General features: G+C 60.9%; 20 protein-coding genes. 12 read left to right on the top strand and 8 right to left on the bottom strand.

Translation table 11 applies throughout. From position 1 onward, the window contains the following. Positions 1 to 69: 69 nt before the first annotated feature. Both M8Q45_RS15580 and acnA read right to left on the bottom strand, forming a co-directional pair. Positions 70 to 858 (bottom strand): CPBP family intramembrane glutamic endopeptidase, encoded by a 789-nt coding sequence (locus tag M8Q45_RS15580; RefSeq protein WP_249875475.1) that lies wholly within the window; start codon positions 856 to 858, stop codon positions 70 to 72. Between the two features lie 115 nt (positions 859 to 973). Further along, positions 974 to 3,715 carry an aconitate hydratase AcnA gene (acnA, locus tag M8Q45_RS15575; RefSeq protein WP_249875474.1) on the bottom strand — a complete coding sequence of 914 codons (2,742 nt, stop codon included), beginning with the start codon at positions 3,713 to 3,715 and terminating at the stop codon, positions 974 to 976. 172 nt (positions 3,716 to 3,887) lie between these two features. Between acnA and rlmM the strand changes: the two genes are divergently transcribed. Continuing rightward, on the top strand, positions 3,888 to 4,961 hold the full coding sequence (rlmM, locus tag M8Q45_RS15570; protein ID WP_249875473.1) for a 23S rRNA (cytidine(2498)-2'-O)-methyltransferase RlmM: 1,074 nt from the start codon (positions 3,888 to 3,890) through the stop codon (positions 4,959 to 4,961). A gap of 244 nt (positions 4,962 to 5,205) precedes the next feature. Beyond that, positions 5,206 to 5,457: a sulfurtransferase TusA gene (gene tusA, locus M8Q45_RS15565; protein ID WP_003183455.1), complete on the top strand. Its 252-nt coding sequence runs from the start codon at positions 5,206 to 5,208 to the stop codon at positions 5,455 to 5,457. Here the strand turns inward: tusA and M8Q45_RS15560 are convergent. Then, the gene (locus tag M8Q45_RS15560; RefSeq protein ID WP_349654628.1) at positions 5,454 to 6,857 is read right to left on the bottom strand and encodes an MATE family efflux transporter; all 1,404 of its coding nucleotides are present in this window, start codon (positions 6,855 to 6,857) and stop codon (positions 5,454 to 5,456) included. The genes tusA and M8Q45_RS15560 overlap by 4 nt on opposite strands. A 379-nt stretch (positions 6,858 to 7,236) precedes the next feature. Between M8Q45_RS15560 and pdxB the strand changes: the two genes are divergently transcribed. Continuing rightward, a complete protein-coding gene (gene pdxB, locus M8Q45_RS15555; protein ID WP_249875472.1) occupies positions 7,237 to 8,379 on the top strand; it encodes a 4-phosphoerythronate dehydrogenase PdxB in 1,143 nt (380 codons plus the stop codon). 254 nt (positions 8,380 to 8,633) lie between these two features. Here the strand turns inward: pdxB and M8Q45_RS15550 are convergent, their stop codons facing one another. Next, complete coding sequence (locus tag M8Q45_RS15550) at positions 8,634 to 8,813, bottom strand: PA1571 family protein (protein WP_092403097.1); 180 nt, start codon at positions 8,811 to 8,813, stop codon at positions 8,634 to 8,636. Positions 8,814 to 9,071: 258 nt separating this feature from the next. On the opposite strand from M8Q45_RS15550, the gene M8Q45_RS15545 reads away from it, so the two are divergent. Further along, positions 9,072 to 10,844: an ABC transporter transmembrane domain-containing protein gene (locus tag M8Q45_RS15545; protein ID WP_249875471.1), complete on the top strand. Its 1,773-nt coding sequence runs from the start codon at positions 9,072 to 9,074 to the stop codon at positions 10,842 to 10,844. Positions 10,845 to 11,045: 201 nt separating this feature from the next. Here M8Q45_RS15545 and M8Q45_RS15540 read toward each other — a convergent pair whose 3' ends face one another. After that, positions 11,046 to 12,974 carry a transglycosylase SLT domain-containing protein gene (locus M8Q45_RS15540; protein WP_249875470.1) on the bottom strand — a complete coding sequence of 643 codons (1,929 nt, stop codon included), beginning with the start codon at positions 12,972 to 12,974 and terminating at the stop codon, positions 11,046 to 11,048. A 213-nt stretch (positions 12,975 to 13,187) separates the two neighbouring features. On the opposite strand from M8Q45_RS15540, the gene M8Q45_RS15535 reads away from it, so the two are divergent. Next, on the top strand, positions 13,188 to 15,107 hold the full coding sequence (locus M8Q45_RS15535; protein WP_249875469.1) for an ATP-binding cassette domain-containing protein: 1,920 nt from the start codon (positions 13,188 to 13,190) through the stop codon (positions 15,105 to 15,107). A 170-nt stretch (positions 15,108 to 15,277) separates the two neighbouring features. Here the strand turns inward: M8Q45_RS15535 and M8Q45_RS15530 are convergent, their stop codons facing one another. Beyond that, positions 15,278 to 15,718 carry a universal stress protein gene (locus tag M8Q45_RS15530; RefSeq protein WP_039589074.1) on the bottom strand — a complete coding sequence of 147 codons (441 nt, stop codon included), beginning with the start codon at positions 15,716 to 15,718 and terminating at the stop codon, positions 15,278 to 15,280. A gap of 102 nt (positions 15,719 to 15,820) precedes the next feature. Between M8Q45_RS15530 and M8Q45_RS15525 the strand changes: the two genes are divergently transcribed. The 7 genes from M8Q45_RS15525 (at position 15,821) to M8Q45_RS15495 (ending at position 24,243) form a co-directional block, all read left to right on the top strand. Further along, the gene (locus M8Q45_RS15525; RefSeq protein ID WP_249875468.1) at positions 15,821 to 16,258 is read left to right on the top strand and encodes a hypothetical protein; all 438 of its coding nucleotides are present in this window, start codon (positions 15,821 to 15,823) and stop codon (positions 16,256 to 16,258) included. A gap of 485 nt (positions 16,259 to 16,743) precedes the next feature. Beyond that, positions 16,744 to 18,891 carry a fatty acid oxidation complex subunit alpha FadB gene (gene fadB, locus M8Q45_RS15520; protein ID WP_030139948.1) on the top strand — a complete coding sequence of 716 codons (2,148 nt, stop codon included), beginning with the start codon at positions 16,744 to 16,746 and terminating at the stop codon, positions 18,889 to 18,891. Between the two features lie 30 nt (positions 18,892 to 18,921). Beyond that, complete coding sequence (gene fadA, locus M8Q45_RS15515) at positions 18,922 to 20,097, top strand: acetyl-CoA C-acyltransferase FadA (RefSeq protein WP_030139949.1); 1,176 nt, start codon at positions 18,922 to 18,924, stop codon at positions 20,095 to 20,097. Between the two features lie 107 nt (positions 20,098 to 20,204). Then, positions 20,205 to 20,441, top strand: a complete 237-nt coding sequence (locus M8Q45_RS15510) for a DUF1653 domain-containing protein (RefSeq protein WP_047227205.1) — start codon at positions 20,205 to 20,207, stop codon at positions 20,439 to 20,441. A 115-nt stretch (positions 20,442 to 20,556) separates the two neighbouring features. Next, entirely contained in the window at positions 20,557 to 23,169 is a 2,613-nt protein-coding gene (gene topA, locus M8Q45_RS15505; RefSeq protein ID WP_030139950.1) for a type I DNA topoisomerase, read from the top strand. Between the two features lie 209 nt (positions 23,170 to 23,378). Continuing rightward, positions 23,379 to 23,903 (top strand): DUF6586 family protein, encoded by a 525-nt coding sequence (locus tag M8Q45_RS15500; protein ID WP_249875467.1) that lies wholly within the window; start codon positions 23,379 to 23,381, stop codon positions 23,901 to 23,903. Between the two features lie 106 nt (positions 23,904 to 24,009). Beyond that, a complete protein-coding gene (locus tag M8Q45_RS15495; protein WP_122568400.1) occupies positions 24,010 to 24,243 on the top strand; it encodes a hypothetical protein in 234 nt (77 codons plus the stop codon). 72 nt (positions 24,244 to 24,315) lie between these two features. Here the strand turns inward: M8Q45_RS15495 and sulA are convergent, their stop codons facing one another. Both sulA and lexA read right to left on the bottom strand, forming a co-directional pair. After that, a complete protein-coding gene (gene sulA, locus M8Q45_RS15490; RefSeq protein ID WP_030139953.1) occupies positions 24,316 to 24,789 on the bottom strand; it encodes an SOS-induced cell division inhibitor SulA in 474 nt (157 codons plus the stop codon). 10 nt (positions 24,790 to 24,799) lie between these two features. Then, entirely contained in the window at positions 24,800 to 25,408 is a 609-nt protein-coding gene (lexA, locus tag M8Q45_RS15485) for a transcriptional repressor LexA (RefSeq protein WP_030139954.1), read from the bottom strand. Positions 25,409 to 25,474 lie beyond the last annotated feature (66 nt).

Raw genomic sequence — 25,474 nt, 5'->3', positions numbered from 1 at the left:
TAGTCCGCAAGGCTTTGAAAGGTTGTCGGCACCGTCAGCTTTTAATTGAAATAATTCTGCCCGGCGGTATCACGCCAGCATCGGGTAGGTAAATAGGGCGAAATGAAGCAGGTTCAGGCCAAAGTGCGTGGCAATCGCGGCGCCCAGGCCGCCAAACCGGTAGGCCAGTCCATAACCGATCCCGGCCAGGCCCGACAACAACACCCAGTGCCATCCCGCGCCAGCGTGCACCAGGCCGAACAACAACGAGGACAGTATCAGCGCCAGGGACGCGCCGTGGCGCAGGAGCTTGAAGCATCGGCTCAGGCCTCCTTGAATGTAGCCACGAAACAGCGCCTCCTCCACCAAGGTCACCAATAAAAGATTATTGAGTACCCAGAGCCAGGCCTGGTCCGGCCACTTCGGCGCCCATTCGATCATGCCCAGCAGCAGGGCCCCGCCCAAGGCCAGCGTGGTGCTCAAGCACAGCCCCAGCACAGTGGCGTAGACGAACCCGCGAAACGGGCGCCGGCCGACGATCCACGGGCAGGCCAGCAGCAGCCAGAAGCCGATCAGCGGCTTGTCCTGATTCAAATACATGGCAAACCGTGCGGCGTCATCGGTCAAGCGTTGCGCCGCGATGGCCCGCCCGTTGAAAAAGCCCGGCATCCAGTGCAGTGCCAGCGCGACCGCCAGGACGATGAACAGGCAATGTCCAAGGAATTGCCCGACGGGCATCTTTTGTTGGCGAACCGCATAGCCGGCGAACAGCAACAGCGCGACTGAGATGGCGGCGGTCCAGGTGAGATGACCATAGGCCAGGGCCATGGCATAACCGGCCGAGAGAAGGGCCAGGTACGGCCAAGGTAGGGCGGGCATATCAAATCCTTTGAGGCGGAAAACTGTCGAGGCTTGTCGACGCCGGCGGGATTATAGGCAGACCCATACGAAAACACCGCCCAAATGAGACGGTGTTTTCGTCAGACGCTTCTTTTTATCCTGAAATTAATTGCCGTAGGACAAAGTGCAGGATCCCGCCGGCCTTGAAATATTCCACCTCGTTCAAAGTATCGATCCGGCACAGCACTTCGATCCGCTCCTGGCTGCCGTCTTCGCGGGTAATGACCACGGGCAGGTTCATGCGCGGCGTCAGCTCGGTGTCGCTCAGGCCGAGGATATCCACGCTTTCCTTGCCGGTGAGGTTCAGGCTCTTGCGATTCTGATCAAGCTTGAACTGCAGTGGCAGCACGCCCATGCCCACTAGGTTGGAACGGTGGATGCGCTCGAAACTCTCGGCGATCACCGCCTTGACCCCGAGCAGGTTAGTGCCTTTGGCGGCCCAGTCCCGGCTGGAGCCGGTGCCGTATTCCTGTCCGGCGATCACCACCAATGGCGTGCCGCTCGCCTGGTATAACATCGCGGCATCATAGATCGACATGCGTTCGCCGTTGGGGATATAGACCGTGTTGCCGCCTTCTTCCCCGCCGAGCATCTCGTTGCGGATACGGATATTGGCAAAGGTACCTCGCATCATCACCTGGTGGTTGCCCCGTCGCGAGCCGTAGGAGTTGAAGTCCCGAGGCTCTACGCCCTGTTCGCGCAGGTAACGGCCGGCGGGGCTGTCGGCCTTGATGTTACCGGCCGGGGAGATATGGTCGGTGGTCACCGAGTCCCCCAGCAGCGCGAGTACCCGCGCCCCTTCGACATTCTTGACGGCGGGTGGTGGCCCGCCAATGTCATCGAAAAACGGTGGATGTTGAATATAGGTCGAGTCGGCTTGCCAGACGTACGTGGCGGCTTGTGGCACCTCAATCGCTTGCCATTGTTCGTCGCCAGCGAACACGGCGGCGTATTCCTTGTGGAACATGCCGGTGTCGACTTTGGCCACGGCGTCGGCGACTTCCTTGCTGCTCGGCCAGATGTCCCGAAGGTAGACCGGGTTGCCGTCGCGATCATTGCCCAGCGGTTCGCTGCTGATGTCGATGCGCACGGTGCCGGCCAGGGCGTAGGCGACGACCAGCGGCGGTGAAGCCAGCCAGTTGGTTTTCACCAGCGGATGCACACGGCCTTCGAAGTTGCGGTTGCCCGACAGTACCGAGGCCACGGTCAGGTCGGCTTTCTGGATGGCTTTTTCAATGGGGTCGGGCAGCGGGCCCGAGTTACCGATACAGGTCGTGCAGCCGTAGCCCACCAGGTCGAAGCCGAGCTTGTCGAGGTATTCGGTCAGGCCCGCGGCGTTGTAGTAATCGGTGACCACCTTCGAGCCCGGCGCCAAGGAGCTCTTGACCCAAGGCTTGCGGGCCAGGCCTTTTTCCACGGCTTTTTTCGCCAGCAACCCGGCGGCCATCATCACGCTGGGGTTGGAGGTGTTGGTGCACGACGTAATCGCCGCGATGACCACCGCGCCGTTTTTCAGCCGATGGGTCTGGCCTTCGAATTCATATTCCGCTTCACCCACCTGATCGGCATTGCCCACCGCGACGCCTCCGCCGCCTTCGCTTTCCAGGCGACCTTCTTCCTTGCTGGTGGGTTTGACTTGCAGTCCAAGGAAGTCGCTGAAGGCCTGGCCGACATTCGGCAGTGCCACCCGGTCCTGCGGACGCTTGGGGCCGGCGAGGCTGGCTTCGACGCTGCCCATGTCCAATTCCAGCGTGTCGGTGAACACCGGTTCCTGGCCCGGTAGGCGCCACAGACCCTGCGCCTTGCAATAGGCTTCCACCAGCTTCACGGTTTCCGTCGGGCGGCCGGACAGGCGCAAGTAGTCCAATGTCACATCGTCCACCGGGAAGAAACCGCACGTGGCGCCGTATTCCGGGGCCATGTTGGCAATGGTGGCGCGGTCGGCCAGGGGCAGGTCGGCCAGGCCATCGCCATAGAACTCGACGAATTTGCCCACCACGCCTTTCTTGCGCAGCATCTGCGTGACGGTCAGCACCAGGTCGGTGGCGGTGATGCCCTCGCGCAGTTTGCCGACCAGTTTGAAGCCGATGACTTCGGGGATCAGCATCGACACCGGCTGGCCGAGCATCGCCGCTTCGGCCTCGATCCCGCCGACGCCCCAGCCGAGCACGCCGAGGCCGTTGATCATGGTGGTGTGGGAGTCGGTGCCCACCAGGGTGTCGGGGAAGGCGTAGGTGCGGCCGTCTTCCTCTTTGGTCCAGACGGTGCGGCCCAGGTATTCGAGGTTGACCTGGTGGCAGATGCCGGTGCCCGGCGGCACCACGCTGAAATTGTCGAAGGCGCTCTGGCCCCATCGCAGGAAGGCGTAGCGTTCACCGTTGCGCTGCATTTCGATGTCGACGTTCTGCTCGAACGCCTGTCGGCTGGCGAACTTGTCCACCATTACCGAGTGATCGATCACCAGGTCAACCGGCGACAATGGGTTGATCCGCTGGGGATCGCCGCCGGCCTTTTCCACGGCGGCGCGCATGGCGGCCAGGTCGACCACGGCGGGGACGCCGGTGAAATCCTGCATCAGCACCCGCGCCGGGCGGTATTGGATCTCACGGTCGGAGCGACGCTCTTTCAGCCAGCCGGCCAGGGCCTTGAGGTCGGTGCCGGTGACGGTTTTTTCATCTTCCCAGCGCAGCAGGTTTTCCAGCAGCACCTTGAGGGACATGGGTAATTTGTCCAGGTCTCCCAGGCTTCGCGCCGCATCCGGCAGGCTGAAATAATGGTAGGTCCTGGCGTCGACTTGCAGCGTTTTAAGGGTTTTCAGGCTATCGAGGGACGGCATTGAAATCACTCCTTTGAGTCCGCACGGCTACGGACTGACGGAACGGACAGAGCCTTTAACCTAGCCCTGTTTTGAGCGTATGACTAATCACTGGACTCTATAGGAAGGTTCGCGGTTCCGAACTCCGCTATCATGCGCCGGTTTTCGTGACAGGCTTTGCTACGGGGTTCCAATGAATACGCTTTTTATGCACTGCCGGCCGGGCTTCGAAGGCGAGGTCTGTTCCGAGATCGCCGAACATGCCGCGCGGCTCAACGTGGCCGGTTATGCCAAGGCCAAGCCGGCCAGTGCCTGCGCCGAATTTGTCTGCACGGAAGAGGACGGCGCCGAACGGCTGATGCGCGGGCAGCGGTTCGCCGAGCTGATTTTCCCGCGCCAGTGGGCCCGCGGCACGTTCATCGAATTGCCGGAAACCGACCGCATCAGTGTCATCCTGGCCAACATGACGGCGTTCCCGACGTGCGGCAGCCTGTGGCTGGAAGTGGTCGACACCAACGACGGCAAGGAACTGTCGAACTTCTGCAAGAAATTCGAAGGCCCGCTGCGCAAGGCCTTGAGTGGTGCGGGCAAGCTGGTGGACGACCCGCATAAGCCGCGTCTGCTGCTGACGTTCAAGAGCGGTCGCGAAGTCTTCCTCGGCCTCGCGCAAGCGGATAACTCGGCCATGTGGCCGATGGGCATCCCGCGTTTGAAGTTCCCCCGGGAAGCGCCGAGCCGTTCGACGCTCAAGCTCGAAGAGGCTTGGCATCATTTCATCCCCAAGGACCAATGGGACGAGCGCCTGCACAGCGACATGACTGGCGTGGACCTCGGCGCCGCGCCGGGTGGCTGGACCTGGCAACTGGTCAACCGTGGCATGTTGGTCACGGCCATCGACAACGGCCCGATGGCCGAAAGCCTGATGGACACGGGCCTGGTGCAGCACCTGATGGCGGACGGCTTCACGTTCAAGCCCAAGCAGCCGGTGGACTGGATGGTCTGCGACATCGTCGAGAAGCCCGCGCGCAACGCGGCGATGCTGGAAGAATGGATCGGCGAGGGGCATTGCCGCGAGGCCGTGGTCAACCTCAAATTGCCAATGAAACAGCGTTACGCCGAGGTCAAGCGCCTGCTCGAACGCATCGCCGAGGGTTTCAAGGCCCGGGGTATCAAGGTCGAGATCGGTTGCAAGCAGCTGTACCACGACCGCGAGGAAGTGACGTGCCATTTGCGGCGCTTGGATACCAAGAAGCCGAAGTCCCGCTGAAGTATTTAGCGAGCTTTTGTGGCCAGAGATTGCTCCCGCTGGGCGGTGTAGGAGCTGGCGAAGCCTGCGATCTTTTGATCTTTTACTTGGAACTCAAGCGCCAATGGAAAGATCGCAGCCTCGCTTCGCTCGACAGCTCCTACAGCGCAGCCGAGCGGGAGCAATCTCTGGCCACAGGGGTGATGCACCTCTGTTAAGCGCGCCGACATTGCGCGACAATGCCGGCCAGTTTCAGGAGTAGAACATGAGTGAAATGAACGACACGCCGGTCGACGGCACGCTGGATGCCACGGGCCTCAATTGCCCGGAGCCGGTGATGATGTTGCACCAGCACATCCGCGACCTGGCCCCAGGTGGGCTGCTGAAAGTCATCGCCACCGACCCGTCGACCCGCCGCGACATCCCCAAGTTTTGCGTGTTCCTGGACCACGAACTGGTGGCCCAGCAGGAAGAGGCCGGCACCTACCTCTACTGGATCCGCAAGAAACTCGCTTAATCGGTCGAGCGGCTGATGCGGATCTGCTTGCGCGCACTGCGTGCCAGGCGGATCGACAGCATCAGCGCCGCGCAGCTCAAGCCTACGATCAAGCCCTGCCACAATCCGCTCGGGCCGCTGGCCGCGCCGAGCCAGTCGGTCAAGCCCAGGGCGTAGCCCACCGGCAGGCCGATGCCCCAATAGGCGAACAGCGTCAGGATCATCGTCACGCGCGTGTCCTGATAGCCACGCAACGCACCCGCCGCCGTGACCTGGATCGCATCGGAAAACTGGAACAGCGCCGCATAGACGATCAGCATGGACGCCACCTGGATCACCACCGGGTCGGCGGTGTAGATCGCGGCGATGGGCGCCCGCAGCGCAAACATCAGGCTCGCCGACAGGCAGGCGTACGCCAGCGCCGTGCCCATGCCGACGCCCGCGGCGAAACGCGCTTCCCGGGGTTGGCTGCGCCCCAGCGCCTGGCCTACCCGCACCGTCACGGCCATGCCCAGGGAGTAGGGGATCATGAACACCAGTGAGCTGAAGTTCAGCGCGATCTGGTGCCCGGCCACCACCGTGGCGCCGAGGCTGCCGATCAGCAGGGCGATCACCGCGAAGATGCTCGACTCGGCGAACACCGCGATGCCAATCGGCAGGCCGATGCCCAGCAGGCGCTTGATCACCGACCATTGCGGCCAGTCGAAACGAGTGAACAAGCGGCTCGATTGATAGATCGGGGCTCGGTATGTCCAGGCCGCCATGCCCGCCGCCATGAACCACATCACGATGGCCGTGGCCCAGCCACAACCGACCCCGCCCATGGCCGGGACGCCCAGGTGTCCATAGATGAAGACGTAATTGAGCGGAATGTTCAGGGCCAGTCCGCAGAGTCCCAACACCATCGCCGGTCGCGTGCGGCCCAGGCCGTCGCTGAAACAGCGCAGCACGTAATAGAACGCCACCGCCGGCAGACCGGTGCCGATGCCCCGCAGGTATTCCATGCACGGGCCGATCAGTTCGGGATCGACTTTCATGATGTGCAGGATCGGCTCGGCGCTGAACAGGGCCAGGGTCGCGATCAATCCCACTACCAGCGCCAGCCACAGCGCCTGGCGCACCAGCGGACCGATCTCATCGAACGTACCGGCGCCGAAGCGCTGGGCCACTTTCGGTGTGGTTGCCAACAGCGTGCCGGTCATCAGCAGGAACACCGGCACCCAGATCGAATTACCCAGCGCCACTGCCGCGAGGTCCCGTGGGCCGACGCGGCCGGCCATCACCGCATCGACAAAACCCATGGCGGTGGTCGCCAATTGCGCCACCATGATCGGCAAGGCCAGGGCGAGCAGTGTCTTGAGCTCCAGGCGAACCCGGGCCGGGCGGGAGAGGGCGTTGGGGGTATCGATGACGGGATTCACAGGCGCAGCGTCCGAAAGATTGAACACAAGGCGGCGAATTCTACGCCTTGACGCAGTGGTCAGGAAAAAACCTGTGTTGGGGATTTGTAATCACTCGCTCAGCCATGCGAATACCCCGTGGCGAGGGAGCTTGCCCCCGCTCGACTTTGTAGGCGCTGTCGAGCGAAGCGAGGCTGCGATCTTTCCAAGGACACAGGAATCCCAAGCGAAAGATCAAAACGATCAAAAGATCGTCCGAACGCGGCCCGAGCCTTCGCCAGCGCCTACAGGGTCCAGCGGGAGCAAGCTCCCTCGCCACGATTTCGTACACCGAAGCAATGGACTGGCCCATCGAGGCGAGGAACGCCTACACTGCCCATCCCGCCAAAGGAGCTCCGCCATGCTGATTGTTGCCGACGAAAATATTCCCTTGCTCGATGCGTTTTTCCAAGGTTTCGGTGAGATCCGCCGGGTGCCGGGCCGAGGGATCGATCGGTCAATGGTCGAGCAAGCCGATGTGTTGCTGGTGCGTTCGGTCAGCCAGGTCAATCGGGCGCTGCTGGAAGGCAGCAAGGTGCGCTTCGTTGGCACCTGCACGATCGGCACTGATCATCTGGACCTGGATTATCTGGCCGAGGCCGGCATTCGCTGGGCCAGTGCCCCGGGCTGCAACGCCCGTGGGGTGGTGGACTATGTGCTGGGCAGCCTCATGATCCTGGCGGAAATCGAAGGCGCCGATCTTGCGCAGCGCACGTTTGGCGTGGTCGGCGCGGGGCAGGTGGGCGGGCGATTGATCGAGGTGCTCAAGGGCCTGGGCTGGACGGTGAAAGTCTGCGATCCGCCTCGCCAGGCTGCCGAGGGCGGTGATTACGTGAGCCTGGAGCAGATCATCGAACAGTGTGATGTCATCAGCTTGCACACGCCCTTGACGCGCGATGGCGAGCAACCGACCTGGCACCTTTTTGACGAGCAACGGTTGAACAGCCTCAAGCCGGGCACTTGGCTGATCAACGCCGCGCGCGGGCCGGTCATCGACAACACCGCGTTGCGCGAGGTGCTGCTGGAGCGTGAAGACCTGCAGGCAGTGCTCGATGTATGGGAGCAGGAGCCGACGGTGGACGTCGACCTGGCCGACCTCTGCGTGATCGCCACCCCGCATATCGCCGGCTACAGCCTTGACGGTCGCCAGCGCGGCACGGCGCAGATCTACCAGGCCTTGTGCGATTTCCTTGGCCGGCCCGCCGAAGTCAGTCTGGCGGACTTGCTGCCCAAGCCCTGGCTCGCAGGTATTGCGCTGGATGCCGATACCGACCCGGCCTGGGCCCTGGCGGCGCTATGCCGGAGCGTGTACGACCCGCGCCGCGACGATGCGGACTTTCGCCGCAGCCTGATCGGTACGGTGAGCGAGCAGCGCAGTGCTTTTGATGCATTGCGCAAGCATTACCCACCACGCCGCGAAATCGACAGCTTGAAGGTGCGTATCGAAGGGCAATCGGCGGTCTTGCAGCAGATCGTGACGGCGTTGGGCGCTACCGTCATTTAAGCGTGGAGCGCCCTTGTGGCAAGGGCGCTTGCTCCCGCTGGGCTGCACTGTAGGAGCTGCCGAGTGCAACGAGGCTGCGATCTTTCCCCCAGACATTTGAGCTTCAAGCGGAAGATCAAGATCGAAAGATCGCAGGCTCCGCCAGCTCCTACAGAGCCCAGCGGGAGCAAGCTTCCTCGCCACAAGAGCCTGCACAATCCGCACACAATAAAAAACCCGACATCAAGGTCGGGTTCAAATGAAGACGGGCTGTATCACTTTTGTTCGGCAGGTTTGACCAGTCGTTTTTCCAGTTCGCTGCAAGCCTTCTGGATCATGTCTTCGGTGATCGGGACCTCGCGCCCATCTTCATCGATGATCGAGCAGCCCAGGGACTGGTCCGGTTGCGTGCGGATCACTTGAATCTTGTCGTCGCTGCTGTGTTGCAAAGACATGGCCTGTCTCCTCATCAGGTTGCGTGCCTATCGTAATGTCGCCAGGTGACCGAGCCATGACACTCCTTGAAGGTTCATGACGACAGTTCCACTCAACCAGAAACACACTCGCGTTTCCAGCCAGACTTTAGACCGATAACATCTAGGCCCTAGTCTTGGTGGTCATATTTAACCTGACTCATTTCGGTTTACGTTGGTTCCGCTGCGCTTCGGTGCTGTCGGTCGACCTCTTTTCTGCTCCATTATCGGACGATCTTGATGCTTTCTTCCCGACATCGCCGCGCCATGCGCCTGGCCATTGGCTTCATCGCTCCCTATCGCAAGCAGGTCGCCGGAGCGTTACTGGCACTGATCGTCACGGCCGGTATCACGTTGTCCATGGGCCAAGGGATCCGCCTGCTGGTGGACCAAGGCTTCATGACCCGTTCACCGCACCTGCTCAATCAGTCCATCGGCCTGTTCATGGTGCTGGTGCTTGGCCTGGCGATCGGTACGTTTGCACGTTTCTACCTGGTGTCATGGATTGGCGAGCGGGTGGTGGCCGACATCCGGCGACAGGTGTTCAATCACCTGGTGTATTTGCATCCCGGTTTCTATGAGAACAACCGTAGTTCGGAGATACAGTCACGCCTGACCGCCGATACGACCCTGTTGCAATCGGTGATCGGCTCGTCGCTGTCGCTGTTCTTGCGCAACGCCTTGATGGTGATTGGCGGCATCGTGCTGCTGTTCATCACCAACCCCAAGCTGACCAGCATCGTGGTGATTGCCTTGCCACTGGTATTGGCGCCGATCCTGGTGTTCGGCCGCCGGGTGCGCAGTCTGTCGCGCCAGAGCCAGGATCGCATTGCTGACGTCGGCAGCTACGTTTCCGAAACCCTGGGCCAGATCAAGACCGTGCAGGCCTATAACCACCAAGTCCAGGACGAGCAGCGTTTTTCCGTGACCGTGGAGCAGGCCTTCGAGACTGCCCGCAAGCGCATCGTCCAGCGCGCCTGGCTGATCACGCTGGTGATCGTGCTGGTGCTGGGGGCCGTGGGGGTGATGCTCTGGGTCGGCGGCATGGATGTGATCGCCGGACGGATTTCCGGCGGTGAGCTGGCGGCGTTCGTGTTCTACAGCCTGATCGTCGGCAGCGCCTTCGGCACCCTGAGCGAGGTGATTGGCGAGCTGCAGCGGGCGGCCGGCGCGGCGGAGCGCATTGCCGAATTGCTGCGCTCGGAAAATATCATCCAGCCACCGACTTCCGGTCTCGTGGCCTTGCCCGAGCGGGTCCGGGGTGATCTGCGCCTCGAAGGCGTGCGTTTTTCCTATCCGTCCCGGCCAGATAGCTACGCGGTCGATGGCCTCGACCTGAGTATCAAGGCTGGCGAGACCCTGGCCCTCGTCGGACCATCCGGCGCGGGCAAGTCAACGGTGTATGACCTGCTGCTGCGCTTCTACGATCCGGCGCAAGGGCAGATCCTCATCGACGACGTGCCGTTGACCCTGGTCGATCCGCTGGACCTGCGTCGTCATTTCGCCCTGGTATCGCAAAATCCAGCGCTGTTTTTCGGCACGGTGGAAGAGAACATTCGCTACGGCAATCCGCAGGCGACGTCCGAGCAGGTGCGCGAGGCGGCGCAGATCGCCCATGCCCACGACTTCATCGAAAAGATGCCAGACGGCTACCAGACCCACCTGGGCGATGGTGGCCTCGGATTGTCCGGCGGTCAGCGTCAACGCCTGGCTATCGCCCGGGCATTGTTGGTGGATGCGCCGATCCTGCTCCTGGACGAAGCCACCAGCGCCCTCGATGCGCAAAGCGAACACCTCATCCAGCAAGCGCTGCCCAGCCTGATGAAAAACCGCACCACCCTGGTCATCGCGCACCGCCTGGCCACGGTAAAAAATGCCGACCGGATCGCTGTGATGGACCAGGGCAAAGTGGTTGCCGTGGGCACTCACCAGGAGTTGGTTGCCAGCAATGCGTTGTATGCGCGGTTGGCGGCGTTGCAGTTCAACGTTGGCTTGGATTCGGCAGCCGACTGAGCGCGCGTCCACACGAATCCCCTGTGGGAGCGAGCTTGCTCGCGATAGCGGTGGGTCAGCTTGCATCCATGTTTAAGGTGCCGACGCCATCGCGAGCAAGCTCGCTCCCACAAGGTCCAGCAACCGACCAAGTAACCGACCAAAAATGCCCGCATCTTTCGATGCGGGCATTTTTTTGTCCGGTACACCGTCCGCTAACACTCACTGATCATCAAAATACCGCTCATGCCAGTCCACCAGCGGCTGCGGCGAGTTGAGTTTCTGGCCGTAGATCACCGAATAGGACAGCACGTTCTGCACGTACTGGCGGGTTTCGTCGAAAGGGATGCTTTCGACCCAGACGTCGAAGCTCAGGTGGTCCGCGCCGCGCAGCCACTGGCGAACGCGGCCAGGCCCGGCGTTGTACGCGGCGGAGGCGAGGACGCGGTTGCCGTTGAATTGGCTGTGGACCTGGCTCAGGTAGGCCGCGCCAAGCTGGATGTTCTTGTCCGGGTTCAGGACTTGCTGGGGCGATGCCAGGGGGATGTTGAACTTGCGTGCGGTCTCCTTGGCGGTGCCAGGCATCAACTGCATGAGGCCGCTGGCACCGACACCGGAGCGGGCATCGTCCATGAAGGCGCTTTCCTGCCGGGTGATGGCGAACGCCCAGCTCGGATGCAAGCCGCGGATCTTGGCTTCGCGCACCAGCGTGTCGCGGTGCGCCATCGGGAAGCGGATGTCCAGGTCATCCCAGTACTTGGCCTGGCTGATGGTGCGGATGGCCGGGAAATACCATTTCAAGTCGTAGGCCAGTTTTGCCTGGGCGACCATTTCGTCCCGGTTGAAATGTCGGCTGACGTGATACCACTCGCGACGCCCATCGACGATGTCGCCCCGGGCGTGAAACTCCAGCGCTCGGCGGACGCCGGGCGTATTGCGCACCTTGTTGATCAGCGCCTGGCTCATGACCAGTGGCTTGTTGGTCAGCGAGTAGGGTGATTGGGAGCGGTCGGCGGCCAGGAACCCATAGAAGTCCCGTTCGCGGGCCAGGTGTTTATAGAGTGTCAGCGCTTCGGGATTCTGCGGCTGCGCCAGTTCCAGGCTGCGGGCCTGCCAGTAGCGCCAGCGATTGGTGGAGGCCAGCGACTCGGGCAGGCGACGGGTCAGTTGATAGGCATCGTCCCAGCGGGCCAGGCGCAGCAACAGGCGCAAGCGCCATTCCGACACGGTGTCGTCCCGCAGTTCCGGGTCGTATTTGGTCATCACGTCCAAGGCGCGACTGTCGAAGCGCTTGGCCAGGGTCAGGCCGATTTCCCGAGCAATGGCGACTTTCTCATCCCGGGAGAAACGCATGGTGCTGGCGTAGCCGTCCAGCAGCGTCATGGCTTTTTCCGGATCCTGGCGCGCCAGGCGACGCAGGCCAAGGCTGACGATGTCGGACATCGGCTCATCGGCGGGCGTGAAGCGCGAAGGCTGGTTGAGCAACTCGGGCTTCTGCGCGACGTCGACCAGCAATTTGCCCCGGGGAGCCAAGGTGGTCAGGCCGTTGACCAGACTGTTGGCCAAGGGGTAGTTGCGCGCCTGGGCGGCCAGCTTGGTTCGCTCCCAGCGTTTCTGCTCGGTCAGTTGGCCTTGTGCAGCCCACACGCCAAACAGCGCATCGCAGGTGGCTGGCTGGGACTTGCCGCTGAGCCAGAGTTTTTCCGTGGCGGCGTAGCCTTCGGCCTTCTGCCCGTGTTCGAGCTGGTATTGGGCGTTGAGGCAGTCCAGTTCGGTGAAGTTGAGCTTGGGGTCGTAGTATTTGACGAAGGTCGCCCAGTCGCCCCGTTCCGCCAGCCAGCGCAACCAGCGCAGCTTCATCCAGTTGGCCTGGGGCAGGTCGCCGTGCTCGGCGAGGAACTTTTCGATTTCGGCATTGCTCGCGCTCTTGAGGCGAGCGGTCAGTTCGTCATAGGCCAGGTACGGCTCCAGCGGATAATCGCGCAGGGCCTGGCTGTAGCGAAAATAGGGGCCTGAATCACCTTTGGCCAAGGCGCGCTTGGCCTCATCGTAGTACTGGCGCTGGGTAGAGATATCCACCGCCTGGGCGGTTTGAACGGCAGTGGCACACACAAACAAACAAGATAAGACACTGAAAAGGCGACTGCGCATGATACGTCCGGGCAGAAAAAACATGACAAGCCCAAGGGGAAACCGAGGGTAACTGGCTGTAGCTTAGCCTTTTGCCAGCAACCGGCGAAAGCTTTGCGGGGCCGTTGGCAAAAGTTCGCGACATTTGTTCTTCAGAGTGCTTCGGCGACGAAATTGGCGGACCTTTGAACGCTCTTCTCAGGTAGAATGCGCGCCCGGTTTTTGGAGAAGCTCATGACCCTGCTCAAATTCAGCGATGTGTCCCTTGCTTTCGGCGCGATGCCGTTGTTGGACAAGGTGTCCTGGCAGATCGCCCGTGGAGAGCGGGTGTGCATCATCGGCCGCAACGGCACTGGCAAGTCCAGCATGATGAAGCTGGTCAAGGGCGACCAGAAGCCGGATGACGGCTCCGTCTGGCGCGCCCCCGGCCTGAAAATCGGCGAATTGCCCCAGGAACTGCCGGTGGCCGACGAGCGGACCGTATTCGACGTAGTCGCCGAGGGCCTGGATGGCGTCGGCGCGTTGTTGGCTGAATATCACCACCTGAGCCAGAACATCGTCACCGATGCCGACCTGGACAAGTTGATGCACGTCCAGCACGACCTCGAAGCCCGTGATGGCTGGCGCCTGCAGCAATTGGTCGACAGCACGCTGAGTCGCTTGCAACTGCCGGCCGACAAGACCCTGGCGGAGCTGTCCGGTGGCTGGCGTCGTCGCGTCCTGCTGGCCCAGGCCCTGGTGTCCGAGCCGGACCTGTTGCTGCTCGACGAACCGACCAACCACCTGGACATCGGCGCCATCGCCTGGCTTGAAGAAGCGCTGAAGGATTTCCAGGGGGCGGTGCTGTTCATCACCCACGACCGTTCCTTCCTGCAAAACCTGGCGACCCGCATCCTTGAACTGGATCGTGGCGGCCTGATCGACTGGAACGGTGACTACGCCAGTTTCCTGGTGCACAAGGAAGCGGCGCTGGCAGCGGAAGAAACCGCCAATGCCTTGTTCGACAAGCGCCTGGCCCAGGAAGAAGTCTGGATCCGCCAGGGCATCAAGGCCCGACGCACCCGTAACGAAGGCCGCGTGCGCGCCCTCAAGGCTCTGCGCGTCGAGCGCAGTGAACGTCGCGAGCGCACCGGCAAGGCCAATATCCAGCTGGAAACGGCAGATAAATCCGGCAAGCAGGTCATGGTGCTGGAGAACGTCAGCTTCGCTCACCCGGACGGCCCGTTCCTGATCAAGGATTTCTCCATGGTCCTGCAGCGCGGCGACCGGATCGGCCTGCTCGGTGCCAACGGGACCGGCAAGACCACGTTGCTCAAGCTGATGCTTGGCGGCCTGGTGCCGACCAGTGGCAAAGTGGAAGAGGGAACGAAGATCGACGTCGCCTACTTCGACCAGTTACGGCATCAGTTGGACCTGGAAAAGACCGTGATCGACAACGTGGCCGAAGGTCGCGATTTCATCGATATCGACGGCCAGAGCCGCCACGTGTTGAGTTATCTCGGCGACTTCCTGTTCAGCCCCCAGCGTGCCCGCACGCCGGTCAAGGCGCTGTCAGGTGGCGAGCGCGCCCGTCTGTTGCTGGCCAAGCTGTTCAGCAAGCCAGCGAACCTGCTGGTGCTCGACGAACCGACCAACGACCTGGACGTGGAAACCCTCGAACTGTTGGAAGAGGTGCTGTTGACCTTCAACGGCACCGTGCTCATGGTCAGTCACGACCGGGCATTCCTCGACAACGTGGTCACCAGCACCCTGGTGTTCGAAGGGGAAGGGCTGGTTCGCGAATATGTCGGCGGCTACCAGGATTGGCTGCGCCAGGGCGGCTCGCCGCGCTTGTTGGGCGTGACAGAGAGCAAGTCGGGCAAGGCGGACCTGAACTCGGCGGTCGTCAAGGCCGAACCGGCGCCGGTTGCCGCCGCTGCCGCGCCGGCCCCGGCGAAGAAGAAGCTCAGCTACAAGCTGCAGCGTGAGCTTGAAGCCCTGCCAGGCGATATCGACGCGAAGGAGCAGCAGATCGCCGCGGTGGAAGCCGAGATGGCTGACGCTGGATTCTACCAGCGCCCAGCGGCCGAAACCGCCAAGGTGATTGCGCACCTGGAGCAATTGCAGGCCGAGCTGGACGCACTGGTGGAGCGTTGGGCTGAACTGGACGCTTGATCTCGTGCTAAAAAATCCCGGCATTCAGTCATGAGTGCCGGGATTTCTATTTGAGCCGCAATCCCTGTGGGAGCGAGCTTGCTCGCGATAGCGGTGTGACAGCCAGCATCGATGCTGCTGATCCACCGCTATCGCGAGCAAGCTCGCTCCCACAAGGTCAGGGTCTGGGTTTATGTGCGCTTGACCAGGTGCACCGCCAGCACGTCGCAAGGCGCGCCATGCAGCACATCGTTGGCAGTGGAGCCAAGCAACAAGGCCAAACCGTGGCGGCCATGGCTGCCTACGACAATCAGGTCGCAACCCTGTTCCTTGGCCAGATGATGGATTTCCTGGCGTGGCTGGCCATAGGTCAGGTGACTGTTCTCCTTTTTCAGGGCAGGGTATTTCACGATCAGCCGGTCAAGACGTTCCTTGGCTTGGTCGAACTGTTGCTGCTGCAACTGGGAAAGATCCATCGGAACGTCGCCGCCGAAGGCCATGGCCATCGGTTCGACGATGTGCACCAGCGACAGTTTGTTTTCCCGGCCTTCGCACAGGGCGAGGGCTCGCTTGACGACTGGATCGCATTCTTCAGTAAGGTCGACGGCGACCAGGATGTGTTCGTAGTACATGGAAAGCACTCCAGAGAATGGCGATACGGTAAGTATGGCTGGTTTCAAGCGCATTGACGGCGACGCAGGTCAACGGGCTCATCAGAATTCGGGAGTACAGATATGACGGTCTGGATAGTGGTGTCAATCCTGCTGGTGGTATTAAGCCCCCTGGCATGGTTGCGGCCGTCCCGTGCACAGAGCGGGCGCATGGCCCTTCGCATGGAGGCGCGACGCCTCGGGCTGGCCATGCAATTGGCTCCGCAAGACTGGCCGCACTGGCTTGGCCAGCAGCCGCCAAACCCGTGTGCGCAATACCACCGAGCCCGGCGGGGCAATCAGCCGGCCATTTGGAGTTATTGGCAAAAGGCGCCTGGCGTGTGGGTGAATCAATGGCAAGAAACCTGCCAGGATGAATCGTTGCTCAGTCATTTCAAGACGTTGCCCGCCAATGTCTATAAGGTCGAGGCCGACCGGCAGATGATCGCGCTGTATTGGGGTGAAAAAGGCGAAGCCGTTGTCTTGCAGGACATTTCAGCGGTGCTCAAGGCGTTGGCTTGACGCATAAAAAAGCCCGACAGATTCATCGGGCTGGGTGGCCAGGCAGGCCGGTAAACACGTCTTCAGGTCGTTCATTCGAAACGACCTTCGCATAAAGCGCTCAAATGCTTTGTCACCAGCGTAGTCGGTTGAATCCGTTGCGGTTGGAATTAGGGCGACTTTTCTAATTATTGATTCTATGAATGGTTGCTCATGCAGCGCCGTGTTGCAGATCCGAGCGGTACGGAAATGACCGGGGAGTCCTGTTCAAACGCTTGTTTAGGGCGATTGACAATTGTCGGAAATTCCGTGAAGGTGACGTACCCAAATCAAACGGGCGTATGAATTGAGCGTTTGTATTTTCAGAACGTTCCTACAGACCCCCGACTATCGCGTTGACGGGTGTGCCTGGCGGATTGGCGTAGCATCGACGGTAATGTCAATGCCGAACCAGTGGTCAGCGTCCAACGTGTACTGTTCAGCTTCCATATCGTGGAGATCAGTTGATGATTTACGAAGGTAAAGCCATCACGGTTAAGGCTCTTGAAAGTGGCATCGTCGAATTGAAATTCGACCTCAAGGGTGAGTCCGTCAACAAGTTCAACCGTCTAACCCTGAATGAATTGCGTCAGGCCGTGGACACTATCAAGGCAGATGCTTCGATCAAGGGTGTGATCGTCAGCAGTGGCAAGGACGTGTTCATCGTCGGCGCCGACATCACCGAATTCGTCGACAACTTCAAGCTGCCCGATGCCGAACTGATCGCTGGCAACCTCGAAGCGAACCGTATCTTCAGCGACTTCGAAGACCTCAACGTACCGACCGTCGTGGCCATCAATGGCATCGCCCTGGGTGGCGGCCTGGAAATGTGCCTGGCGGCGGATTACCGTGTCATGTCCACCACGGCCAAGATCGGCCTGCCGGAAGTCAAGCTGGGCATCTACCCAGGCTTTGGCGGTACCGTGCGCCTGCCGCGCCTGATTGGCGCCGACAACGCCATCGAGTGGATTGCCGCCGGCAAGGAAAACCGTGCCGAAGACGCGCTGAAGGTCGGCGCCGTGGACGCCGTGGTCGAACCTGGCAAGCTCCAGGAAGCGGCCCTTGAGACCGTCAAACGCGCCATCAGCGGCGAGTTCGACTACAAGGCCAAGCGCCAGCCGAAGCTTGAAAAACTCAAGCTCAACGCCATTGAACAAATGATGGCCTTCGAAACCGCCAAGGGTTTCGTGGCCGGCCAGGCGGGCCCGAACTACCCGGCGCCGGTCGAGGCGATCAAGACCATCCAGAAAGCCGCGAACTTCGGTCGCGACAAGGCCCTGGAAGTCGAGGCCGCCGGCTTCGTGAAACTGGCCAAGACCTCCGCCGCGCAGAGCCTGATCGGTCTGTTCCTCAATGACCAGGAACTGAAGAAAAAGGCCAAGGCCTATGACGAAATCGCCCGTGACGTGAAGCAGGCGGCCGTGCTCGGCGCCGGCATCATGGGTGGCGGTATCGCCTACCAGTCGGCGTCCAAGGGCACGCCGATCCTGATGAAGGACATCAACGAACACGGTATCGAGCAAGGCCTGGCGGAAGCTGCCAAGCTGCTGGTCGGCCGCGTCGACAAAGGCCGCATGACCGCCGCGAAAATGGCTGAAGTGCTCAACGGCATTCGTCCTACGCTGTCCTACGGCGATTTCGGCCATGTCGACCTGGTGGTCGAAGCCGTTGTCGAGAACCCGAAGGTCAAGCAAGCGGTACTGGCTGAAGTCGAAGACAAGGTCAAAGAGGACACCATCCTCGCCTCGAACACCTCGACCATTTCCATTTCGCTGTTGGCCAAGGCCCTCAAGCGTCCGGAAAACTTCGTCGGCATGCACTTCTTCAATCCGGTGCACATGATGCCGCTGGTGGAAGTCATCCGTGGCGAGAAGTCCAGCGAACTGGCGATCGCCACCACCGTGGCCTACGCCAAGAAAATGGGCAAGAACCCGATCGTCGTCAACGACTGCCCGGGCTTCCTGGTCAACCGCGTGCTGTTCCCGTATTTTGGCGGTTTCGCCAAGCTGGTCAGCGCCGGCGTAGACTTCGTGCGCATCGACAAGATCATGGAGAAATTCGGCTGGCCGATGGGCCCGGCGTACCTGATGGACGTGGTCGGCATCGACACGGGCCACCACGGTCGCGACGTCATGGCGGAAGGGTTCCCGGACCGCATGAAGGACGACCGCCGTTCGGCCGTCGACGTGCTCTACGAAGCCAAGCGCCTCGGCCAGAAGAACGGCAAGGGTTTCTACGCCTATGAGACCGACAAGCGCGGCAAGCAAAAGAAAGTCGCCGACTCGTCGGTGCTGGAAGTGCTCAAGCCAATCGTCTACGAGCAGCGCGAAGTCACCGACGAGGACATCATCAACTGGATGATGATCCCGCTGTGCCTGGAAACCGTGCGTTGCCTGGAAGATGGCATCGTCGAAACCGCCGCCGAAGCCGACATGGGTCTGGTCTACGGTATCGGCTTCCCTCCATTCCGTGGCGGTGCGCTGCGCTACATCGATTCGATCGGTGTGGCCGAGTTCGTTGCCCTGGCTGACCAGTACGCTGATCTGGGCGCGCTCTACCACCCGACCGCGAAGCTGCGTGAAATGGCCAAGAACGGCCAGAGCTTCTTCGGTTAAGCGCCCAACGACTAGAGCGAGAGAACATTTATGAGCTTGAATCCTAGAGACGTCGTGATTGTCGACTTCGGTCGTACGCCGATGGGCCGCTCCAAGGGCGGCATGCACCGCAATACCCGCGCCGAAGACATGTCGGCGCACCTGATCAGCAAACTGCTGGAACGCAACGTCAAGGTCGACCCCAACGAAGTCGAAGACGTGATTTGGGGCTGTGTGAACCAGACCCTGGAGCAGGGCTGGAACATCGCTCGCATGGCGTCGCTGATGACCCAGATCCCTCATACCGCGGCGGGCCAGACCGTCAGCCGCCTGTGCGGTTCGTCCATGAGCGCGCTGCACACCGCCGCCCAGGCGATCATGACCGGCAACGGTGATGTGTTCGTGGTCGGTGGTGTCGAGCACATGGGCCACGTGAGCATGATGCACGGTGTCGATCCGAACCCGCACATGTCGCTGTACGCGGCTAAAGCCTCGGGCATGATGGGCCTGACCGCGGAAATGCTCGGCAAGATGCATGGCATTACCCGCGAACAGCAGGACGCCTTTGGCGTGCGCTCCCACCAGCTCGCCCACAAGGCGACCGTGGAAGGCAAGTTCAAGGATGAAATCATCCCGATGCAGGGTTACGACGAGAACGGTTTCCTGAAGCTGTTCGACTACGACGAAACCATTCGTCCGGAGACCACCCTGGAAAGCCTGGCGACCTTGAAGCCGGCCTTCAACCCCAAGGGCGGCACCGTGACGGCGGGTACTTCGTCGCAGATCACCGACGGTGCCTCGTGCATGATCGTGATGTCGGCCCAGCGTGCCCAGGACTTGGGCATCCAGCCGATGGCAGTGATTCGTTCGATGGCTGTCGCGGGTGTGGATCCGGCGATCATGGGCTATGGTCCAGTACCGGCCACGCAGAAAGCCTTGAAGCGTGCGGGGCTGAGCATTACCGATATCGACTTCTTCGAGCTCAACGAAGCTTTCGCCGCACAGGCGTTGCCCGTGCTGAAAGATTTGAAAGTGCTCGACAAGATGAACGAGAAGGTTAACCTGCACGGCGGCGCGATCGCCCTGGGTCACCCGTTCGGTTGCTCCGGTGCGCGTATCTCCGGCACGCTGCTCAACGTCATGAAGCAGAACGGCGGCACGTTTGGGGTGTCCACCATGTGCATTGGCCTTGGCCAGGGCATCGCCACTGTCTTCGAACGCGTCTAAGCGTTGCGTCGATGGAAGCCGGGGCCAAGTGCCCCGGTTTTTGTTTTTCGGGTTTAGTAGAAAAGATTTTGTTTTTATTTTGAAAAAATTTGAGTGAGGGCCAACGCATGCCGATACAACCTGGGCTCTACCAACATTACAAAGGTCCGCAGTACCGCGTTTTCAGCATCGCGCGGCATTCCGAGACCGAGGAAGAAGTGGTCTTCTATCAAGCCCTGTATGGCGATTACGGCTTTTGGGTGCGTCCCTTGAGCATGTTCCAGGAGTCGGTCGAGGTTGACGGCGAACAGGTGCCACGCTTTGCTTTGGTGCAGGCCGAGGAGAGCCTTTTTTCCAAGCCTTGAGGCCGACATGGGGGAGACCCCGCCCTTGACCTCACCTTGCAGCCACTATATATAGCGGTGCCGCGTCAGGCGCCAACCGCCTTTCACTTTTTAGAATTCAGGAATTTTCTGATCCATGGGCAAATCGCTGGTCATTGTGGAATCCCCGGCTAAGGCCAAGACCATCAACAAGTATCTGGGCAACCAATACGTGGTGAAGTCGAGTATCGGCCATATCCGAGACCTGCCCACCAGCGGTTCGGCTAGCGCCAGCAAGGAGCCAGCCGCCAAGCGCGGCAAGGCGGCCGCTGGTGAAGCGCCGGCGCTGTCGCCGAAGGACAAGGCGCGCAAGCAGCTGGTCTCGCGCATGGGGGTCGATCCGGAACATGGCTGGAAAGCCAAGTACGAGATCCTCCCAGGCAAGGAAAAGGTCATCGAAGAACTGCGTCGGCTCGCCAAGGATGCCGACACCATCTATCTCGCGACGGACTTGGACCGCGAAGGGGAAGCCATTGCCTGGCACCTGCGCGAAGCCATCGGTGGGGATGACAGCCGCTACAAGCGCGTGGTGTTCAACGAAATCACCAAGAAGGCCATCCAGGAAGCCTTCTCCCAGCCGGGCGAGCTGGATATCGATCGGGTCAACGCCCAACAGGCGCGTCGTTTCCTTGACCGCGTCGTGGGCTACATGGTCTCGCCCTTGTTGTGGGCCAAGATCGCCCGCGGCCTGTCGGCCGGTCGCGTGCAGTCGGTTGCGGTGAAGCTGGTGGTGGAGCGCGAGCGGGAAATCCGCGCGTTCATTCCAGAGGAGTATTGGGAAGTCCACGCTGATCTCGGCACCGCCAAGGGCGCTACCGTGCGCTTCGAAGTGGCCCGCGAGAAAGGCGAAGCCTTCAAGCCGCTCAACGAAGCCCAGGCCATGGCGGCGCTGGAGAAACTCAAGGCTTCGAGCTACAGCATCGTCAAGCGCGAAGACAAGCCGACCAGCAGCAAGCCTTCCGCACCGTTCATCACGTCCACCTTGCAGCAGGCCGCGAGCAACCGGCTGGGCTTCGGTGTCAAGAAAACCATGATGATGGCCCAGCGTCTGTACGAAGCGGGCTACATCACGTACATGCGTACCGACTCGACCAACCTCTCGGCCGATGCCGTGGCGATGGCGCGCACTTATATAGAAAGCGAGTTCGGCAAGAAATACCTGCCGGACACGCCGAACGTCTACAGCAGCAAGGAAGGCGCGCAGGAGGCTCACGAAGCGATTCGTCCATCCGACGCCAATACCGAGCCAAGCAAGCTGTCGGGCATGGAGCGCGACGCCGAGCGTCTCTACGAGCTGATCTGGCGCCAGTTCCTGGCCTGCCAGATGCTGCCGGCGCAATACCTGTCGACCACCGTCAGCGTCGGTGCTGGCGATTTCGAGCTGCGCGCCAAAGGCCGCATCCTGAAGTTCGACGGTTACACCCGCGTCATGCCGCAAATCACCAAGCCAGGCGATGACGATGTCCTGCCGGACATGGCCCAGGGCGACGTGATGAAGCTGATCAAGGTGGATCCGACGCAGCACTTCACCAAGCCGCCAGCACGATACTCGGAGGCCAGCCTGGTCAAGGAAATGGAAAAACGTGGCATCGGTCGTCCTTCGACCTACGCTGCGATCATTTCCACCATCCAGGATCGCGGCTACGTGACGTTGCACAACCGTCGTTTCTATTCGGAAAAGATGGGGGACATCGTCACCGAGCGTCTCTCTGAAAGCTTCTCGAACCTGATGGACTACGGTTTCACCGCGGGCATGGAAGAGAACCTGGACGATGTGGCCCAGGGCGAGCGGGACTGGAAGAATGTGCTCGACGAGTTCTACGGCGATTTCAAGAAAAAACTCGAAGTAGCCGAAAGTCCGGACGATGGCATGCGTGCCAACCAGCCGGTCATGACCGATATTCCGTGCCTGACCTGCGGTCGCCCGATGCAGATCCGTACCGCCTCGACCGGCGTGTTCCTCGGTTGCTCGGGCTACAGCCTGCCGCCGAAGGAGCGCTGCAAGGCGACGGTCAACCTCGTGCCGGGTGACGAAATCGCTGCGGACGATGAGGGTGAGTCGGAATCCCTGGTCCTGCGCGGCAAGCACCGTTGCCCGATCTGCAGCACGGCGATGGATGCTTACCTGTTGGATGAAAAGCGCAAGCTGCACATCTGCGGTAACAATCCGGATTGCGCGGGCTACGAGATCGAGGAGGGCACTTATCGCATCAAGGGCTATGAAGGCCCGAGCCTGGAATGTGACAAGTGTGGCAGCGAGATGCAGCTCAAGACCGGCCGTTTCGGCAAGTTCTTCGGTTGCACCAACCCGACCTGCAAGAACACCCGCAAGCTGCTCAAGAGCGGTGACGCGGCGCCGCCGAAGATGGATCCGGTGAAGATGCCCGAACTCAAGTGCGAGAAGGTCAACGACACCTACATCCTGCGCGACGGTGCATCCGGCCTGTTCCTGGCCGCCAGCCAGTTCCCGAAAAATCGCGAGACTCGGGCGCCGTTGGTGATTGAAATCCTTCCGCACAAGGACGAGATCGATCCGAAGTACCATTTCCTCTGCGACGCACCGCAGAAGGATCCGGATGGCCGTCCCGCGGTGATTCGCTACAGCCGCAAGACCAAGGAGCAATATGTGCAGACCGAGGTCGACGGCAAGCCTACCGGCTGGAAGGCGTATTACGACGGTGGTAAGTGGACCGTTGAAGACAAGCGCTGACTGAGCGATGTAAGGGACTCTTGTGGCGGGGAAGCTGGCTTCCGCTGGGCGCCGTATTGGTCCCTTGCAATTGCAGGCGAGTAAAAGGCCGCATGACAACCCGTAGGTTTTCATGCGGCCTTTTTGTTTTTGGCTTGCAGTGGCTTTGGTTCATCCACGACACTGTCGCACCTGCGTGACGCTTTTATTTCGTTGGGGAGAATGCCGCCATGGCCCACGAACTCTATACCCGCACCAACCAGAAGATTTATTTCGCCGGCCTGTCGCTTGAAGCGCTCGCCAGGGCCGAGGAGGGGCGCACCATGAATTCCCCGGCGCTGATCCAGGCGGGGCGTGAGTCAGTGCTGTTTCACCTGTATGGCGCGCTGTTGGGTCTTTGCCATGAAATCGCCGGTTTCTATCGCTTGCCCCAGGCAAGTGCTTCGCGCGCCGAGCTGGTGTTGACGCGTGAGGTGCTGGAAACCGTTGCGATCCCCGAACTGGCTGAAATGGTCGAGCTGGCGCAGAACCCGGAAACCTGGCTGGCCAGGCTATTGGCGGCCCATGCGGCGCTGTTCCAGCCACCACGGGCCCCTCGTCAGCCCAAGGGGGACGTGACCCAGCCGTTGATCGTGGCGGTCAATCTTGACGAACCGGAGTCCGAACAGCCGCTGAGTCGGGAAGAGCTGGAAAGCTGGCGTCAGAACCTGAAAAGCCTGGCAATTCGCTTTCGAGAGGGGCTGAATGAATGCTGAGTTTTCACTCGGCTTGCAGTGTTCGCTAACGACGCTTGGTCAAGATCCCGAGCGAAGCCTGACCGATGACTATATAATTCCCGCCTTTCGTGGAGAACAGACTTTTATGCCAACGTCCTTTCTAGAAATCGTCGAACTTCCTGATGGCCGCATCGAGCTGCGCAGGGCTGAAGACGAGGGTTCTCTGGTTACCCTGAACTTTTCCGAAGACGCCAAGGTGTTCCTTCAAGGCCAGCATGTTGAAGTCGCCAAGGCGATGCTTAGCGTGGGCGTTCAAATGGCAGGCCGCTTGGTTGAAGGCGAATTCAGCAAGGAAGAGGGGCCACGGGTTCTTCATTGATCCCGTTTGTCGGCTTTTTGAAGTCGATTTACCGACCCGGCTTCTCTGTCCTGGAGAAGCCCTGCGTTTGCCTTAGCCCAATCGAATGTTCAGGCTCTGCGCGTCCCCGGTACGAGCGGCGCTGATCAATTGCTGACGAGCGGTCGCAGTCAATGGGTTGAGCCAGCTCACCACCGTATGGCTACGACCCAGGCGTAACGCTTCGCAGGTTAATTGCTGCGCACTCTGGCTGCCGCGAGGTTGCAATAGCAGGATTCGCTCGCGATTAAGCCCCGCGTCCCGTAGCCAGGCCTGGGTAACGCTGGCAGGCGGCGCGATCAACGTCAACCAGCGAGCATCCTGGTCCTGGCTCAGTTCCCTCAGGATCGGAGCCAGCAGGTTCAGGCAATTCCCCGCCGCCCCACGCAACGACAGTTCGCTGAACGCCTCGGGCTCGACGCCCCAAGGCGACTCGATGACCTCTTTCAGGACTGGAGCCAGCGGTTGGGCCATGAAAGCCTCGAACAGCGGAAGTTGTGTGTGTTGTGGTGTGTGAGGAAATTGCATAAAGCCTCCTTTAGCGGCGAATGACGCCAACGCTCAAGCCTTCGATGACCAGATCCTGATCTTTCAGGTCCACTTCGATGGGGGCGAACTCCGGGTTTTCGGCAATCAGCCAGACCTTGCTGCCATCGCGCTTGAAGCGCTTGACGGTGACTTCATCGCCGATTCGCGCTACCACCACCTGGCCGTTGCGGGCTTCGCGGGTGGTGTGGACAGCCAGCAGGTCACCGTCAAAAATGCCGATGTCCTTCATGCTCATGCCATGCACGCGCAGGAGGTAGTCGGCTCTCGGGTGGAAGAAGGAAGGATTGATGTTGCAGGATTCCTCGACATGTTGCTGGGCGAGGATCGGAGCGCCGGCCGCTACACGACCGATGATTGGCAGTGTGGTTTCGTCTGCCTTGGCTTCGAAGCCCGGGATGCGAATGCCGCGCGATGCTCCCGGCGTCATTTCGATCGCACCCTTGCGGGCCAGCGCCTTGAGGTGCTCTTCGGCCGCGTTGGGCGACTTGAAACCCAGTTCCTGGGCGATTTCCGCACGGGTTGGCGGATAGCCGTTGTCTTCTAGGCAGCGTTTGATGAAGGCCAGAATCTCTGCTTGGCGTGGCGTCAGCTTTAGCATATCGATCGCTCTGTTTTTTTATACAGTGACTGGGATTATATACAGTGAACGACGCTTGGCAATCAT

Origin of the sequence: Pseudomonas sp. T1.Ur, from assembly GCF_023516725.1 — a bacterium.
GTDB classification, from domain to species: domain Bacteria; phylum Pseudomonadota; class Gammaproteobacteria; order Pseudomonadales; family Pseudomonadaceae; genus Aquipseudomonas; species Aquipseudomonas alvandae.
Note: the sequence above shows the minus strand (reverse complement) of the source record. Positions and strands in the feature narration are given on the sequence as shown.